This is a genomic window from Glutamicibacter sp., assembly GCF_032154645.1.
GTDB lineage: Bacteria > Actinomycetota > Actinomycetes > Actinomycetales > Micrococcaceae > Glutamicibacter.
Window position 1 is genome coordinate 115,914 of the sequence record NZ_JALDXV010000006.1, and the last position, 15,658, is coordinate 131,571.

The window sequence follows — 15,658 nt, forward strand, 5'->3', positions numbered from 1 at the left end:
GTTTCAGACCAAGATCGTCATGGGCCTCCTGCCAAGGAAGCGCCTCTGGTTATCGCGCGCCAAATTCGAGGAGTTCGTAGCACCCGTGTCTACCGAAAACGCTTCACCGCAGGAACCGGACAACATCCCAGTACCTGCCGAATCGATGACTTCCAAAGTCGAGCACACATACGGCGCCCAGGATATTACCGTTCTCGAGGGACTCGAAGCGGTACGCAAACGCCCGGGCATGTACATCGGTTCCACAGGTCCCCGCGGCCTGCACCACCTGGTGTATGAAGTCGTTGACAACTCCGTCGATGAGGCGCTGGCAGGCTACTGCGACACCATCACCGTCACACTGCAGGCAGACGGCGGCGTGCGCTGTGAAGACAACGGCCGAGGCATCCCAGTGGATATCCACCCCACCGAGGGCAAGCCGACCGTCGAGGTAGTGATGACCATCCTTCACGCCGGCGGCAAATTCGGCGGCGGCGGCTATGCGGTGTCCGGTGGCCTTCACGGTGTGGGCATCTCCGTGGTGAATGCGCTGTCATCCAAGGTTGAAACCGTCGTGCGCCGCCAGGGCCATGCCTGGCGCATCGGCTACTCCAACGGCGGCCACACCACTTCCCCGCTGGTCAAGGGCGAAGCCACCGATCAAACCGGTACCACCCAGACCTTCTATCCGGACGCGGGCATCTTCGAGACCACCGAGTTCGACTTCGAGACCCTGCGCGCCCGCTTCCAGCAGATGGCGTTCCTGAACAAGGGTCTGCGCATCATCCTGATCGACGAACGCATCCAGGACGTCGCGGAGCCGGAGGCAGAGGTCGACGAGGAGATCGAGAAGCAGGTAGTCAAGCCGCGCCGCGTGGACTACCTCTACAAGGACGGCCTGCTGGACTACGTCAAGCACCTGAACGCGGCCAAGAAGGTCGAGCTGGTGCACGACGAGGTCATCGCCTTTGAGGCGGAGGACTCGAATCGAGGCATCAGCCTCGAGATCGCGATGCAGTGGACCACCGCCTACGCCGAGTCCGTGCACACCTACGCGAACACCATCAACACCCATGAGGGCGGCACCCACGAAGAGGGCTTCCGCGCCGCGCTAACCGGCTTGCTCAACCGCTATGCACGCGAGAACAAGATCCTGCGCGAGAAGGACGACAACCTCACAGGCGACGACGTGCGCGAAGGTTTGACCGCCGTCATCTCCGTGAAGCTCTCCGAACCGCAGTTCGAGGGCCAGACCAAGACCAAGCTGGGCAACTCCATCGCCCGCGGCTTCGTCCAGGGCGTGGTCAATGAGGAGCTCGGCGACTGGTTTGAACGCAACCCGAACGTTGCCCGCGACATCATCCGCAAGGCCCAGCTGGCTTCCCAGGCCCGCATGGCGGCGCGCAAGGCCCGCGACAACGCCCGCCGCAAGTCCCCGATGGAATCCTTCGGCATGCCCGGCAAGCTCTCGGACTGCTCCTCGAAGAACCCCGTCGAGTGCGAGGTGTTCATCGTGGAGGGCGACTCCGCAGGCGGCTCGGCCAAGCGTGGACGCAACCCGCACACCCAGGCCATCCTGCCGCTGCGCGGCAAGATCTTGAACGTTGAACGAGCCCGTCTGGACCGCGCGCTGGGCAACGCCGAGGTGCAGTCGATGATCACCGCCTTCGGCACCGGCATCGGCGAAGAGTTCGACATCTCCAAGCTGCGCTATCACAAGATCGTGCTGATGGCGGATGCCGACGTGGACGGCCAGCACATCACCACGCTGCTGCTCACCCTGATCTTCCGCTTCATGCGCCCGCTGATCGAACAGGGCTACGTCTTCCTGGCCGCCCCGCCGCTGTACCGCATCAAGTGGTCCAACGCCCCGCACGACTACGTCTTCTCCGACAAGGAGCGCGACCAGGCGCTGGTGGAAGGCGCTGCGGCGAACAAGCGCATCCCGAAAGAAAACGGCATCCAGCGCTACAAGGGCTTGGGCGAGATGGACTACTCGGAGCTGTGGGACACCACCATGGACCCGGAGCGCCGCACCCTGCGCCAGGTCACCATGGACGACGCCGCCGCCGCGGACGAGGTCTTCTCCGTGCTGATGGGCGAGGACGTCGAATCCCGCCGCAACTTCATCCAGCAGAACGCCAAGGACGTCCGCTTCCTGGACATCTAGGCGACGCTGCCACGGATCTTAGAAACTTTTGAGCTAGAGGGAAGAAATTGAGCGACGAGCAGACCCCTGAAAACGAGCCGCTAGACGGCGAGGTCGTGGAGAACCACGAGCACGGCCGCATCGACCAGATCGACCTGCAGACCGAAATGCAGCGTTCCTACCTTGACTACGCCATGGCCGTCATCGTGGGCCGTGCGCTGCCGGATGTGCGCGACGGCCTGAAGCCCGTGCACCGCCGCGTGATCTACGCGATGTACGACGGCGGCTACCGCCCGGAGCGCGCCTACAACAAGTGCGCTCGCGTGGTCGGCGAAGTCATGGGCCAGTACCACCCGCATGGCGACACCGCCATCTACGATGCGCTGGTCCGCCTGATCCAGGACTGGGTCATGCGCTACCCGCTGGCCCTAGGCCAGGGCAACTTCGGCTCGCCGGGCAACGACGGCGCCGCCGCCCAGCGTTACACCGAAACCAAGATGGCCCAGCTGGCCATGGAGATGGTCCGCGACATCAACGAGGACACCGTTGATTTCCAGGACAACTACGACGGCAAGAACCAGGAACCGACGGTCCTGCCGGCCCGCTTCCCGAACCTGTTGGTCAACGGCTCCTCCGGCATCGCCGTGGGCATGGCCACCAACATCCCGCCGCACAACCTGCGCGAAGTCGCCGACGGCGTGCAGTGGTACCTGCAGAACCCGGAAGCCACCCGCGAGGAGCTGCTGGCCGCGCTGATGCTGCGTGTGAAGGGGCCCGACTTCCCGTCCGGGGCCATGATCCTTGGCACCAAGGGCATCGCCGACGCCTACCGCACCGGCCGCGGCTCGATCACCATGCGTGCGGTGGTCAACGTGGAGGAGATCCAGGGCCGCACCTGCTTGGTGGTCACCGAGCTGCCGTACATGGCGAACCCGGATAACCTCGCGGTGAAGATCGCCGAACTGGTGCGCGACGGCAAGATCGCCGGCATCGCGGACATGCGCGATGAGACCTCGGGCCGCACCGGCCAGCGCCTGGTCATCGTGCTCAAGCGCGACGCCGTGGCCAAGGTGGTGCTGAACAACCTCTACAAGCACACCGAGCTGCAGTCCAACTTCTCCGCGAACATGCTAGCGATCGTCGACGGGGTGCCGCGCACCCTGCCGCTTGACGGCTTCATCCGCCACTGGGTCACCCACCAGATCGAAGTGATCGTGCGCCGCACCGCCTACCGCCTGAAGAAGGCGGAGGCCGAGGCCCACATCCTCACCGGCCTGCTTAAGGCGCTGGATGCATTGGACGAGGTCATCGCGCTGATCCGCGCCTCGCAGACGGTGGACATCGCCCGCGAGGGGCTCAAGGAACTGCTGGACATCGACGACGAGCAGGCCCAGGCCATCCTGGACATGCAGCTGCGCCGCCTGGCAGCCCTCGAGCGCCAGAAGATCCTGGACCAGCACGCCAAGCTGATGGCGCTGATCGCCGAATACAAGTCCATCCTTGAATCCCCTGCACGTCAGCGCGAGATCGTCTCCGAGGAATTGGGCGAGATCGTTGACAAGCACGGCGACGAGCGCCGCACCAAGATCCTGATGGGCTACGACGGCGACATGAGCGTCGAAGACCTGATTCCCGAAGAGGAAATGGTCGTCACCATCACCCGCGGCGGCTACGTCAAGCGCACCCGCATCGACAACTACCGTTCGCAGGCGCGCGGCGGCAAGGGCATCAAGGGTGCCTCGCTGCGCGGCGATGACGTGGTGGAGCACTTCTTTGTCACCTCCACCCACAACTGGCTGCTGTTCTTCACCAACCACGGCCGCGTCTACCGCACCAAGTGCTACGAACTGGCGGAGGCAGGCCGCGACGCGAAGGGCCAGCACGTAGCGAACGTGATGGCCTTCCAGCCGGACGAGCACATCGCCCAGGTGCTGGATCTGCGCACCTACCAGGACGCGCAGTACCTGATGCTTGCAACCCGCAACGGCCTGGTGAAGAAGACCCGCCTGGAAGACTACGACACCAACCGCACCGCCGGTGTGATCGCTATCAACCTGCGCGAGGGCGATGAACTGGTCTCTGCGCAGCTGGTCAGCGAATCAGATGATGTGATGCTGGTCTCGCGCAAGGGCCAGTCGGTGCGCTTCACTGCCACCGATACGGCACTGCGTCCGATGGGCCGCGCCACCTCCGGCGTAACCGGCATGAAGTTCCGCGACGGCGATGAGCTGCTGGCGGCCGACGTGGTCCGCGAGGACTCCTACGTCTTCACCGTCACCGATGAGGGCTTCGCCAAGCGCACCACGGTGGACGAATACCGCGTCCAATCCCGCGGCGGTCTGGGCATTAAGGTGGCCAAGCTGAACGAGGAACGTGGCGAATTGGTCGGCGCCTTGATCGTCGACGAGACCGACGAGGTGCTGGTTGTCATGAGTTCGGGCAAGGTCGTCCGCTCGGCCGTTTCGCAGGTTCCATCCAAGGGCCGCGACACCATGGGCGTGATTTTCGCGAAGCCGGATAAGAAGGATCAAATCATTGCGGTAGCTAAGAATACTGAAACCGAGCTTGAAGAGAACTCGGAGGAAGATGCCGTAGCCTTAGATCCAGAAAATATCACCAACGAGTCATCCGCTGCGCCGGAAACTGTTTCCGACGCTGCCGACGATGACAACACCACTAACGGAGGTAACGCATGAGCACGCCCTCGACGCCCCGCCCCAGTGGCAGTGCCCCGAAGAGCGCAGCGCCGCGACCTACCCAGGTAAAGCGTCCGACGTCTGCCAGTACCGGCAGTCGTCCAGCTCCGGGTCAGCGCCCCGCCCCCGGATCACGTCCTGCCGGCGCCCGGCCGACCACCACCCAACAGCGTCCGGCCAATGGACAGGAGCGCCTGGTGCGTCCGGCACCCAAGGCGAAGGTCCGCAAGGCGCGACTGCTGGTTTCAAAGGTCGAACCATTCTCGGTCTTGAAGATCGCATTCTTGCTGTCTGTAGCCTTCGGTGTCATCACCGTAGTCGCTGCCGTTGGCATCTGGTCCGTTCTCGATCTGAGTGGAACCTTCGACTCCTTCAACCAGCTGATGCGTGAAGCCATTGGCGCAGAGGACAACTTCGACCTTCGAGATTCCATGTCCCTTGGTCAGGTAGCTTCCTATGCCACGATCATTGCCGTGGTCAACGTGGTTGTTATTTCTGTGGTTTCAATGCTTGGAGCGGTGCTCTACAACATTGCCGCTTCGCTTGTCGGCGGTGCCGGAGTAACCCTCACCGACGACTAGCAACACCCAAGTCGAGCCCGGGATTCATGATGTGATGCATGACACCTGGGCTCGATTTGTATCTTTGCAGAAACCCCGGTAAAGTTTTATTTCGTTCCGAAGGGAACAAAACAAAAGCAAGGGCGTATAGCTCAGGCGGTTAGAGCGCTTCGCTGATAACGAAGAGGTCCCAAGTTCAAGTCTTGGTACGCCCACCGAATCCTTGCTGGAGGGAAAGGGGAAGTAATGAAAAAGTTCCTGGTTCTCGCAACGATTGCAACTGCTGCGGTAGTAGTAATCAAGAAGGTAAAGGCTTCTTCGGAAACTAAGGAAACCTGGCATCAGGTAGCCGATAAAGTTTCCTAAAGCTTTTGGGGCCTTAGCTCAGTTGGTAGAGCGTCTGCTTTGCAAGCAGAATGTCAGGAGTTCGATTCTCCTAGGCTCCACAGAAAAAAGACGGGAAACGAAAGTTTCCCGTCTTTTCTTTAACTATGATTCCTTGCCTCAAGTTCTACTGAACAGCTCTCGAGTCCGAGGCTTTCCGGTGTCGACGAGAAATAATCACGATCTTCTCGACGGTAGTCGAGAAATAACCGATGTGTAATGATTCAGCAGTTCATCTCCGATCTTTTCCCAAGTGCGGCCCTGAACACTGTCGAAGGCCGAGGATGCAAACGCGGAGCGTTTTGCCTCGTCATAGACAAGGTCGCTGACTCGATAGACCAGCTCATCAAGGGCTCCCGGCTTATAGAGCCATCCGGTGCGCGAGGAATCGACTAAATCTAACGGCCCTCCGCGGCCCACAGCTACTACCGGTACAGCGCAAGCCATGGCCTCTTGGATGGTTTGGCAGAAGGTCTCCGATTCTCCTGGATGAACAAAGACATCAAACGACGCCATAGCCTCGGCCAGCTTCGTCCCCGAGAGGAAACCGGTGAAATGAGCGTGTGGAAGGATCGTGCGCAGTTCTTGGCCCTGAGGCCCCGAACCAACGATCACTAGACGTGTCTGAGGGAGGCTGGAAAGCACTTTCAGATCCTCTACCTGCTTATCGGCAGATAAACGCCCCACATAACCGATCAGACGTTCTGAATCAGGTGCCACACCTTTCCGAAACGCCTCACTTCTTCGGTGGGGTGAGAATTGCGTAGTGTCCACTCCCCTGCGAAACATCCACAACCGCTCTAGGCCTTGAGCCTCTAGCTGTCGATAGGAAAAGCTGCTCGGAACCAAGGTTAGATCGGATGCAGCATGAATCGTTCTAACGTGCTCCCACAGACGGTCGGTGAGCCAAGGAAATTTATACTTGGCGGCATAGGCAGGGACCTCTGTCTGATACACCGCCACAACCGGCAGTCCTAGGTCTTTAGCCGCACGTATAGCCTTACCGCCTAGCAGGAACGGGCTGGCAAGATGCACCACGTCCACCTGCTCCTGGGTGAGGATTCGTCGGATCCTATGCACAGACACGGTGGACAACCTCACCTCCGGATACATGGCTAAGGGCACGGACGGCACCGTAACGACCTTGAACCCTAAGTAGCGTCGAGGCACTGCCTTTCCACCGAGTTCGTTGATCAGTGACCCTGCTGGGGCGATAACCACAGCTTGCATTCCCCGCAGCCTCAAATGTTCCAAGGTGCGAAGAATGGAATTGGTAACTCCATTGACGTGTGGGAGGAATGACTCAGCAAAAATGGCAACTTTCACCTTTTCACCATCAGCCTTATACATGTCTTCCGCATGAACTAGACGAGCTCACCTCATGAACAACTTCCCACCGAGACAGTGCAGTAAGTTGAATCATCACAACGGATCTTGAAAAATTGACGCGTGCACAATGAAATGACGCCACCGGATCAGCACGGCAATCAACAAATAGAGCAGCGCGATTCTCAAATTGCCGTACTTCTTTTCCCCCTCCTGATTCTGTGCGGCGGAATCCTCGGGGTACTCTTCCCACAAAACTTCACCGGACTTTCGGCATGGATTAACCCACTGCTGATGGTGATCATGTTCTGCATGGGCCTAACCCTGACGTTGCCGGACTTCGCGCTGGTCCTTAAAAATCCGCTCCCAGTGATCGGCGGAGTCATTGCCCAGTTCGCGATCATGCCGGTTCTCGGATGGCTCATTGCGAAGCTGCTGCATTTGGATCCAGCCCTTGCCGCAGGCGTGATTCTGGTGGGCTGCGCCCCAGGCGGTACCGCATCGAATGTGGTGTCGTATCTCGCTAGGGGCAATGTGGCACTCTCTATTGCCATGACATCGATATCTACTCTTCTAGCTCCCCTGTTGACTCCCCTGCTCGCCCTTTGGCTAGCCGGACAATATATGCCGGTTGACGCGCGTGCCATGGCTGGAAGCGTCGTGCAGATAGTGCTGATCCCGGTAGTTCTTGGCCTAGTCCTCAGAATGCTTCTCGATCGTTGGGTACTTAAGGTTTTGAACATCCTCCCGTGGATGTCCGTCATCTCCATTTCAGTGGTCGTGACCATCATCGTTGCCGGAAGTGCATCGTCAATTCTCTCCGCTGGATTGCTGGTGCTGGTAGCCGTCATCCTGCATAACGGTTTGGGGCTGATCCTCGGCTATGGAGTGGGCAAGCTGCTTCGCGTTCCTGAAACTTCTTGCCGAACCATCGCGATCGAAGTAGGAATGCAAAACTCTGGATTGGCCGCTGGGCTGGCAAAGCAATACTTCACTCCGGAAGCTGCGTTGCCTGGCGCCATTTTTTCTGTGTGGCACAACTTGTCAGGTGCAATGACCGCTGCCTACTTCAGACGCCAAGACAAGAAGAATGAATCGAAATAATGATCAATTGACATGTGTATATGCCACCTCAAGCATTTATAAATTTGTGAAGTGTTCCAGAAGTGGAATCGATGCATACGGGAAGATTTAGAACCCCGAATACCGGACGGTAACCTTATTCCGTGACGTTTTTACTTGCCATTGCTGGAATTCTCGGAATCTCTGCGTCTGGTCCAATCATTGCTGCATTTCCAGGTGTCCCTGTTCTTTCAATGGCTCTCTGGAGAAACGGAGCGGCGGCCGCGGTGCTTGCAGTTCCGAGCATAAAGAAGAACAAACGTGCATTCGTCGAGATCAAGGGCAGGGAATGGTTCTACACCGGCGTTGCAGGCACCGCACTAGCCTTGCACTTCATCTGCTTCATGTACTCGATGAGAATGACCAGCGTCGCCGCTGGAACCGCACTGGTTTGCATTCAAGGCGTGTGGATCGTACTTTTTCAGGCTCTGCGCAAGGTGAGATACCGGACCCCCGTCTTTATCGGCATGGGCATTGCGCTCCTCGGCGTTCTGCTGATTACCGGATTTGATCTCGGACAAGGCCGAGAAGCAATTATCGGAGATCTTCTAGCCGTGGCAGGCGGCGTGCTGGCTGCAATTTATACACTCGCAGGTGCGGCGGCAAGACGGACAATGAGTACATCAACCTATGCCACGGGTTGCTACACAATCACCGCAGGAATTCTCTTGGTGCTGTGCCTAGCAACGGGGCAACCTATATGGGGGTTCGATGCTAAGGGTTGGTTAGGGATCATCCTGCTCACCGTGTGCGCTCAATTGTTGGGTCACACTGCCATGAATCACCTGCTTGACGTGCTGGGTCCGCTGACAGTTTCAACCCTGATTCTCTTGGAAATTCCGGGCGCAGCGCTATTGGCGGCGGTGTTTCTTGGCCAGGTAGTCCCTGCTGCAACGTATCTGGGACTCGCGGTGATCCTGGTGGGACTCATACTGATCGTGCGTGGACAAGTCCCACCAAAAAATGTAGTTGAACAACCTTACTGATCTTCAGTCAGTATGTCGCGAACTTCTTCTACCGTGACTTCCCGCTCCTTGACAGGAAGGTGCACCTCGGGCTTTGGAGCTTCGTTTTCCCAAGGATCTTCGATGGGCTTGGAAGCTTTCCAAACGGCAACCAAAATTGCAATGATGCCACCAATAACGCCTACCGCTAGGAGCTTCTTAGCCCCGCTCTTCTTGCTCACATATGCCCCTTTGTAGAGTTCATCTATTTCACCAAGCATTCCAAGCCTAAGATCGGAGAACCGACGGGGCTAGTGTTTGACCGATGGTCACGGGAATTTATATGAAATTTTCACTGACCGCGTAGGTCCTTGTTTAGCGCCGCAGGCGGTGCTCATGGAAGAATGAAGAACATGACCGCAAACGCAACGCATAAAGCCACGATTCACACCTCTTTGGGCGACATCGTTGTCGATCTCTACGGCAACCACGCGCCAAAGACTGTCAGCAACTTCGTTGGCCTGTCGACCGGTGAGCAGGAGTGGGTTCACCCAGAGACCGGTGACAAGAAGACCAACACTCCGCTGTACAGCGGAACCGTCTTCCACCGCATCATCGCCGACTTCATGATCCAGGGTGGCGACCCACTGGGCCAGGGCTTCGGCGGCCCAGGCTACCAGTTCGATGACGAGATCCACCCGGAACTGAACTTCAACGATCCATACAAGCTGGCTATGGCCAACGCAGGCATCCGCATGGGCCGAGGTACCAACGGTTCCCAGTTCTTCATCACCACCGTTCCTACCACTTGGCTGCAGGGCAAGCACACCATCTTCGGTGAAGTTGTCGATGCAGATTCGCGCAAGGTTGTAGACGCTTTGAATGCTGTCTCCACCGACGGCCGCGACAAGCCACTGGAAGACGTAGTGATCAACTCGATTGACATCGAGACCCTGTAACTAACACGTCTTAAGATTCGAAGGCCCTGTCGATTCCCTTTGTGGAATTGGCGGGGCCTTCGATGATTTAATCTCCATTCACGCTTAACTACTCAACGCAAGGTATAACCAGATGTCTTACGGGCAAGCAATTCCTCAGGGCCAGCCACAACCAACGTGTTACCGACACCCGCAGACAATCTCCTATGTTTCCTGCAACCGCTGCGGTCGGCCGATCTGTCCACAGTGCCAGGTTCCTGCACCGGTTGGTGTGCAATGCGTCGAGTGCGTTCAGCAGGCCAATAAGAACATTCCCACGCAGAAAACGCAGTATGGAGGCAAACTGCGGTTTGGCATGCCGTTGATGACTTCGATTTTCATCGGCGTGAACATTGTTGTGTATCTGATGCAGTTGCTCATTCCAGGGTTCACCAATCAACTAGTACTTGTTCCAGGGCTTGCCGCCTACCAGCCATGGCGGTTGATCACCAGCGCATTCGCGCACTCGCCGGGTTCGATCCTGCATATCCTGATGAATATGTACGGGGTGTACATTTTCGGCATTCTGCTTGAACCGCGACTGGGTCGTTTGCGATTCACCTGGCTCTATCTGCTCAGCGCCATGGGAGGGTCCTTGGGCGTGATGCTGTGGAGCCCGGCCAATACAGCTACTTTGGGTGCATCCGGTGCTCTGGCTGGCCTATTCTTAGCTGCGATCATCATTTTGCGGGGCAATAAACCCGCTGTTCAGCAGCTAGTTATCGTCCTTGGCCTGAATGTCGCCTTAGGATTCTTCGTTTCGGGGATTTCTTGGCAGGCGCACCTAGGCGGGGCCATCGTTGGCACCTTAGCTGCTCTCTGCGTTGTAGGTATTCCTCGAAGTAATCCACAGCGCTCCATAATCCAGGTTTCATTGTTGAGCGTTTTAAGCGTCGTCATTGTCGGCGCAACCTACGCAGCAGTCGTTGGCGCAAAATGGACCATCGGATAGTTCGAAAACTTAAAATCTGGATATCCACATTAGTTATCCACACTGTTAATAACTTACACCGGTGTAACTTCAAAGGTTCCGAGCTTCCTGGGACCCGTAGCCTCAGCGTAGATCGCCATATATTCCCCCGGGACAATAGATACACACATACTTCTCCCCAGCTGTGGATAACTTTTAAACACCCCCTGTAGATAGTGTGGGTGCGAATCGAAAACTGGTTGATGTTATTCGGCTCGAAACTTTAAACGAAGGGGAGATCTGTCGGAAATCGACCATCTTTGCATCTCTCCACAGCCTAATTCCACAGTGTTAATAACTCTTTTACACACCCATAATTTTGCGTTATTTTGAGTTGACTAGGTGATTTAATGGAATCTTACAACTTTTGATCCACTTTTCCCCACTTGTGGATAAGGTTGTGAACAAGTGGGGATTTGTATTAATCCACAACTCCTGTGGATAAGTGTGGATAACCGTTGTTTACTTGGTGAAAACTGGGGTAATCAGTAGCGCGGCGAAAGTCAGCATGAGAACGCAGATGATCCCATCGAGTATTCGCCACGACCTCTCACTAGAGAAAAACTTCGAGAGGAATCGTGCAGCGAAGCCCAACGCTGTAAACCACACCAAGCTGGCAATCATTGCACCTACCGCGAATGCGGTTGCGCCATCCCCCTGTGCCGCCCCAATAGATCCAAGGAGCAGGACCGTGTCGATGTAGACGTGAGGGTTGAGCCAGGTGAGCATCAGGACAGTGGCTGCAACTGACAGTCCAGAAATTTGTTCTTTGCCCGTTGCGGATTCCATGGCGCTTGGTGAAATAGCTCTGCGTAGCGCAAAAAGCGCATAACAAACGAGAAACACGGTGCCTCCGATTCTTGCGACGACCAGAATCCACGGAGCGCGTTCAACAACAATTCCAATCCCGGTTACCCCAGCCGCAATGAGGAGGATGTCAGAAAGCGTGCATAGGGCGACGGTCAGGAGAACATGTTCTTTGCGGATCCCTTGGCGCAAAACAAAGGCATTCTGTGCACCAATGGCAACGATCAGTGAAAGGCCCGTCGAAAAACCAAGGACAAGTGATGGCTGAAGCATGGATACACCTTAAGTAGCCAGAGTCGCCTGTGTCGAACTTAATAATCTGAATCTAAATTAGAATTCCTAATGTGAATATTGATCTGGAGCATCTGCAGACATTCTTGGCTGTAGTTGATGCAGGCAGCTTCGATGATGCTTCCATCGACCTTGGAGTTACCGCCTCCGCAGTGAGTCAGAGAATAAAGGCGTTGGAGAACAAAGTCGGTACTGTTCTCTTGATCCGAAGCCGCCCGGTGGTCCCTACACAACAGGGGAGCAGGGTTCTGCGTTACGCGAGACAGATGACTGCTCTGGGCGTTGAATTTGCACGTGAACTGTCTCAATTGGGGCATCAGAGGCTGTCGATAGGCGTCAACGCAGATTCCCTGGCTACGTGGCTGACTCCTGTGTTTGCCGAATTGGCTACCTGGTCGGATGTTTCATTGGAAATCTTGCGTACCGATGAAAATATCTCTTTGGAACTGCTGCGCAGCGGGCGCGTCAGTGCAGTGGTCACCAATAATGCAGATCCTGCCCAGGGGTGTACAGTTCGAAAACTCGGAAGCATGCGCTATTTTGCGGCAGCTGGGTCTGACGTGGCAGATCTCTACTTTGCCTCTAGGGGTGCGCCAGACTTTGTCCATGCCCCAATGGTGGTGTTTGATCGTGAAGATCCGCTGCAGCATCAATTGTTGGAGAACCTGGGGATGAATCCCTCTGGGTTACAGGGCAGGATCTGCATGATCCCAGACTCGTGGCAGTTTGTCCGAGCGATTCAAGCAGGAATTGGCTGGGGGATGGTGCCAGAACAGCAACTAAGAGATGTTCCAGAACTGATCAAGCTCAACGCGCAATGGCATATTGATGTCCCGCTGTACCTGCAGCGATGGTCGCTGCAGTCGCCCCTGTTGGAACGGCTGGAAGCTATCTTGATCACAGCTGCCCAAGAGAATGGGCTGGATTTGCTAGCCTAGATGCCGAGCGGACAGTAGGTCCCGCACCCGGACGAGGGAGCCGTACCCGGAACAAAGGACAAGACGGCCAGAAAAGGTATCTGGTTATGTCTTGGCTCGTATTGATTGTTTCGGGCATGTTCGAGGCAGTGTGGGCGATTGCCCTAGGACGAAGTGAGGGCCTGTCCCGGGTGGTCCCAAGCGTGGTCTTCTTCAGCGCTTTGTTGGTTTCCATGGGTGGACTTGCCTTCGCCATGAAAGAAATCCCCACCGGAACCGCCTATGCGGTCTGGGTGGGGATTGGCGCCTCATTGGCAGTGATCTATTCCATGGCCACCGGCGAGGAACCGTTTACCGTCATGAAGATGGTATTCATCCTCGGGTTGATCGGTTGCGTCATTGGCCTGAAAGCCGTGAGCCACTAACCCAAGGCTATTTCCAGCCCGTAGTCATGAAGAATCCGACCATGGCAATGCCGAAACCGATGACGATGTTCCAGCCGCCGATATTCGGGATGGGGAAGAGGGTCTGGGAGATGTAGTAGACCATGATCCATGCCAGGCCCAGAAGCATCAGGCCGAACATGACAGGTTTGTACCAAACCGGCAGTTCTTTATCGATGGCGTGGGACGTCTGGCTCTGCTGGGACTTTGGCTTGTTCTTGCGTCGTGACTTTGACTCCGGCACTCGAATGCTCCCTTAGCTTCTTCCGCATACTGTAGTAAATGTGGGAGACGCTCTAGTCTTCCCGTAGTCTTGTGGCAAGAATACCTTCGTAATGTTTCGAGTATTCCCCTACAACACCTTCAATACTAACCGCAACAGCAGCAGCTGATTGAGCAATCCCGCCGTGTGGAACGCCATTGAGGGAATAATGCAAGTCCTTGTTATAGGAGCATGATCTTCGTGAACCGTGCCGCTACAGCTACGGGCCGCCGCACGGCCCGGCGTCGCCCGTCCGTGGGCAACCGCATCGCTGGCTTTCTTGGCGAGCTGCTGATCACCTTAGGCATCTTCCTCATGCTCTATGTGGCGTGGGAACTATGGTGGACAAATATCGACTCGGCCAACGCACAGAGCGAAGTGACTAACACCTTTGTCCAGGAAATGGGTGATGTCGTCATCCCCGAAGACCAGCAGCAGGGCGGAGACAAGCAGGAACAGCAAGCAGAGGTTGACAAGGATTACGGCCCCGCCCCGGTCACTGCAATTGGCCCGGGAGAGACTTTCGGCATTATGTACTTCCCTACCTGGGGAAGCAACGGAACCTACCATCCGGTGACCGAGGGCGTGGGCGATAACGTCATCGACAATCTCGGAATCGGCCACTATCCCACCACCCAGCAGCCTGGGGAAAAGGGAAACTTCGCCGTTGCCGCCCACCGCCAGACCCACGGCCAGGTGTTCTGGGATATCGACAAGCTGAATGAGGGCGACAAGATCTACCTGCAGACCAAAAAGGGGTACTACACCTATACGTGGTACGACACCGAGGTCGTCGAACCGTCCAACGGAGATGTGCTGCTCCCGGTTCCTCATCAGTGGGGTGTAGAACCCACCGAGTCGATCTTGACGATGACTACCTGCCATCCGAAGTACACGACGAAGCAGCGAATGATCGCGTATTCGAAGCTGACCGACTGGCGTCCGCTGGATGCAGGTCCGCCGGCGGAAATTCGTGACCTCGTGATCAAGGCAACCAGCTAGGGGAGAAGCATGTACTCTTGGATTTTTCGCAATCTGCCCGGCCCTTTGTGGCTTCGCATTATTGAAGCATTGATCCTCATTGCCGCCGTCGTGCTATTACTGATGATGTACGTTTTTCCGTGGCTGAATCAATACATCAGCCCGTTCACCGACTCGACGATTGGCCTAAGCACGCAGTGAGCACCATCAAGATCCTTGTGATCGACAACTACGACAGCTTCGTCTACACCCTGGTGGGCTATCTGCAGGAGCTCGGTGCAGAAACCACCGTCTACCGCAACGACGATCTGAGCTTTGAAGAGGTTGCCGCCCTGGCAACCGACTTTGACGGCGTCCTGGTCTCCCCAGGTCCTGGCGATCCGGCAGGAGCCGGCGTGAGCATCGATCTGATCAAGTGGTGCGGCCAGCAAAACAAGCCGATGCTCGGCGTCTGCCTGGGGCACCAGGCGCTCGCCGAAGCCTATGGGGGAACCGTCACCCATGCCGAAGAACTGATGCACGGAAAAACCTCGTTGGTCAAGCACGAGGAACATCCGATCTTCGCTCAGGTGGCCAACCCGTTCACGGCAACTCGCTACCATTCCCTGGCGGCAGTTCGCGAGAGCATCCCCGAAGAGCTGGAGATCATCGCTGCCACCGAGGGCGGAGTCATCATGGGGCTGGCGCATCGCAGCGCGCCGCTGTGGGGCCTGCAGTACCACCCAGAGTCGGTGCTCACCGAGCAGGGCTATCAGATGCTCGGCAACTGGCTCGAGTTCGTCGGTCTTGCAGGCGCCGCCCAGAAGGCCGCAAAGCTTAGCCCGCTCTTCAGCGGAGAATAATTTTGGAC

The 15,658-nt window shown here is 56.9% G+C and carries 17 protein-coding genes, 2 tRNA genes and 1 riboswitch; of the genes, 15 read left to right on the forward strand and 4 right to left on the reverse strand.

Translation table 11 applies throughout. The annotated features are described in order from the left end of the window. Positions 1 to 145 precede the first annotated feature (145 nt). The 6 genes from gyrB (at position 146) to RUH64_RS07475 (ending at position 5,830) form a co-directional block, all read left to right on the forward strand. On the forward strand, positions 146 to 2,149 hold the full coding sequence (gyrB, locus tag RUH64_RS07455) for a DNA topoisomerase (ATP-hydrolyzing) subunit B (RefSeq protein WP_313812607.1): 2,004 nt from the start codon (positions 146 to 148) through the stop codon (positions 2,147 to 2,149). Between the two features lie 47 nt (positions 2,150 to 2,196). Then, a complete protein-coding gene (gene gyrA, locus RUH64_RS07460; protein ID WP_313812530.1) occupies positions 2,197 to 4,824 on the forward strand; it encodes a DNA gyrase subunit A in 2,628 nt (875 codons plus the stop codon). Further along, on the forward strand, positions 4,821 to 5,405 hold the full coding sequence (locus RUH64_RS07465) for a DUF3566 domain-containing protein (protein WP_313812532.1): 585 nt from the start codon (positions 4,821 to 4,823) through the stop codon (positions 5,403 to 5,405). The genes gyrA and RUH64_RS07465 overlap by 4 nt, the downstream gene beginning before the upstream one ends. A gap of 120 nt (positions 5,406 to 5,525) precedes the next feature. Further along, positions 5,526 to 5,599, forward strand: a tRNA-Ile gene (locus RUH64_RS07470). Between the two features lie 31 nt (positions 5,600 to 5,630). Then, a complete protein-coding gene (locus RUH64_RS16900; protein WP_396275996.1) occupies positions 5,631 to 5,750 on the forward strand; it encodes a DLW-39 family protein in 120 nt (39 codons plus the stop codon). Between the two features lie 7 nt (positions 5,751 to 5,757). Continuing rightward, positions 5,758 to 5,830 (forward strand) — tRNA-Ala (locus tag RUH64_RS07475). Positions 5,831 to 5,945: 115 nt separating this feature from the next. Here the strand turns inward: RUH64_RS07475 and RUH64_RS07480 are convergent. Beyond that, positions 5,946 to 7,118, reverse strand: a complete 1,173-nt coding sequence (locus RUH64_RS07480) for a glycosyltransferase family 1 protein (protein WP_313812533.1) — start codon at positions 7,116 to 7,118, stop codon at positions 5,946 to 5,948. Positions 7,119 to 7,229: 111 nt separating this feature from the next. On the opposite strand from RUH64_RS07480, the gene RUH64_RS07485 reads away from it, so the two are divergent. Further along, positions 7,230 to 8,198: a bile acid:sodium symporter family protein gene (locus tag RUH64_RS07485; RefSeq protein WP_313812608.1), complete on the forward strand. Its 969-nt coding sequence runs from the start codon at positions 7,230 to 7,232 to the stop codon at positions 8,196 to 8,198. 122 nt (positions 8,199 to 8,320) lie between these two features. Continuing rightward, positions 8,321 to 9,202: a DMT family transporter gene (locus tag RUH64_RS07490; protein ID WP_313812534.1), complete on the forward strand. Its 882-nt coding sequence runs from the start codon at positions 8,321 to 8,323 to the stop codon at positions 9,200 to 9,202. Here the strand turns inward: RUH64_RS07490 and RUH64_RS07495 are convergent. After that, the gene (locus tag RUH64_RS07495; RefSeq protein ID WP_313812535.1) at positions 9,196 to 9,402 is read right to left on the reverse strand and encodes a hypothetical protein; all 207 of its coding nucleotides are present in this window, start codon (positions 9,400 to 9,402) and stop codon (positions 9,196 to 9,198) included. The genes RUH64_RS07490 and RUH64_RS07495 overlap by 7 nt on opposite strands. A 171-nt stretch (positions 9,403 to 9,573) precedes the next feature. Between RUH64_RS07495 and RUH64_RS07500 the strand changes: the two genes are divergently transcribed. Next, entirely contained in the window at positions 9,574 to 10,119 is a 546-nt protein-coding gene (locus RUH64_RS07500; protein ID WP_313812536.1) for a peptidylprolyl isomerase, read from the forward strand. A 343-nt stretch (positions 10,120 to 10,462) separates the two neighbouring features. After that, positions 10,463 to 11,089, forward strand: a complete 627-nt coding sequence (locus RUH64_RS07505) for a rhomboid family intramembrane serine protease (RefSeq protein WP_313812537.1) — start codon at positions 10,463 to 10,465, stop codon at positions 11,087 to 11,089. Between the two features lie 480 nt (positions 11,090 to 11,569). On the opposite strand, the gene RUH64_RS07510 is transcribed toward RUH64_RS07505, so the two are convergent. Next, a complete protein-coding gene (locus RUH64_RS07510; RefSeq protein WP_313812538.1) occupies positions 11,570 to 12,187 on the reverse strand; it encodes a LysE/ArgO family amino acid transporter in 618 nt (205 codons plus the stop codon). Between the two features lie 71 nt (positions 12,188 to 12,258). On the opposite strand from RUH64_RS07510, the gene RUH64_RS07515 reads away from it, so the two are divergent. Both RUH64_RS07515 and RUH64_RS07520 read left to right on the forward strand, forming a co-directional pair. After that, complete coding sequence (locus RUH64_RS07515; protein ID WP_313812539.1) at positions 12,259 to 13,143, forward strand: ArgP/LysG family DNA-binding transcriptional regulator; 885 nt, start codon at positions 12,259 to 12,261, stop codon at positions 13,141 to 13,143. 2 nt (positions 13,144 to 13,145) lie between these two features. Continuing rightward, a riboswitch (guanidine-III (ykkC-III) riboswitch) is annotated at positions 13,146 to 13,215 on the forward strand. Positions 13,216 to 13,229: 14 nt separating this feature from the next. Beyond that, positions 13,230 to 13,547 carry a multidrug efflux SMR transporter gene (locus RUH64_RS07520; protein ID WP_313812540.1) on the forward strand — a complete coding sequence of 106 codons (318 nt, stop codon included), beginning with the start codon at positions 13,230 to 13,232 and terminating at the stop codon, positions 13,545 to 13,547. Between the two features lie 7 nt (positions 13,548 to 13,554). Here the strand turns inward: RUH64_RS07520 and RUH64_RS07525 are convergent, their stop codons facing one another. Next, positions 13,555 to 13,809, reverse strand: a complete 255-nt coding sequence (locus RUH64_RS07525; protein ID WP_313812541.1) for a cell division protein CrgA — start codon at positions 13,807 to 13,809, stop codon at positions 13,555 to 13,557. Between the two features lie 210 nt (positions 13,810 to 14,019). Here RUH64_RS07525 and RUH64_RS07530 point away from each other — a divergent pair, with 210 nt between their 5' ends. The 3 genes from RUH64_RS07530 to RUH64_RS07540 are packed head-to-tail and all read left to right on the forward strand — an operon-like array spanning position 14,020 to position 15,650. Next, positions 14,020 to 14,829, forward strand: a complete 810-nt coding sequence (locus RUH64_RS07530) for a class E sortase (RefSeq protein WP_313812542.1) — start codon at positions 14,020 to 14,022, stop codon at positions 14,827 to 14,829. A gap of 9 nt (positions 14,830 to 14,838) precedes the next feature. Beyond that, the gene (locus tag RUH64_RS07535; protein WP_313812543.1) at positions 14,839 to 15,009 is read left to right on the forward strand and encodes a hypothetical protein; all 171 of its coding nucleotides are present in this window, start codon (positions 14,839 to 14,841) and stop codon (positions 15,007 to 15,009) included. Further along, complete coding sequence (locus RUH64_RS07540; protein ID WP_313812544.1) at positions 15,006 to 15,650, forward strand: aminodeoxychorismate/anthranilate synthase component II; 645 nt, start codon at positions 15,006 to 15,008, stop codon at positions 15,648 to 15,650. The genes RUH64_RS07535 and RUH64_RS07540 overlap by 4 nt, the downstream gene beginning before the upstream one ends. Positions 15,651 to 15,658: the final 8 nt, after the last annotated feature.

Excerpts from the sequence above, each read along its gene's own strand:
- RUH64_RS07510 (WP_313812538.1), bottom strand. The coding sequence starts at position 12,187 with ATGCTTCAGCCATCACTTGTCCTTGGTTTTTCGACGGGCCTTTCACTG.
- RUH64_RS07530 (WP_313812542.1), top strand. The coding sequence starts at position 14,020 with ATGATCTTCGTGAACCGTGCCGCTACAGCTACGGGCCGCCGCACGGCC.
- RUH64_RS07465 (WP_313812532.1), top strand. The coding sequence starts at position 4,821 with ATGAGCACGCCCTCGACGCCCCGCCCCAGTGGCAGTGCCCCGAAGAGC.
- gyrB (WP_313812607.1), top strand. The coding sequence starts at position 146 with ATGACTTCCAAAGTCGAGCACACATACGGCGCCCAGGATATTACCGTT.
- RUH64_RS07520 (WP_313812540.1), top strand. The coding sequence starts at position 13,230 with ATGTCTTGGCTCGTATTGATTGTTTCGGGCATGTTCGAGGCAGTGTGG.
- RUH64_RS07500 (WP_313812536.1), top strand. The coding sequence starts at position 9,574 with ATGACCGCAAACGCAACGCATAAAGCCACGATTCACACCTCTTTGGGC.
- RUH64_RS07505 (WP_313812537.1), top strand. The coding sequence starts at position 10,463 with ATGACTTCGATTTTCATCGGCGTGAACATTGTTGTGTATCTGATGCAG.
- RUH64_RS07485 (WP_313812608.1), top strand. The coding sequence starts at position 7,230 with ATGACGCCACCGGATCAGCACGGCAATCAACAAATAGAGCAGCGCGAT.
- RUH64_RS16900 (WP_396275996.1), top strand. The coding sequence starts at position 5,631 with ATGAAAAAGTTCCTGGTTCTCGCAACGATTGCAACTGCTGCGGTAGTA.
- RUH64_RS07480 (WP_313812533.1), bottom strand. The coding sequence starts at position 7,118 with ATGTATAAGGCTGATGGTGAAAAGGTGAAAGTTGCCATTTTTGCTGAG.
- RUH64_RS07535 (WP_313812543.1), top strand. The coding sequence starts at position 14,839 with ATGTACTCTTGGATTTTTCGCAATCTGCCCGGCCCTTTGTGGCTTCGC.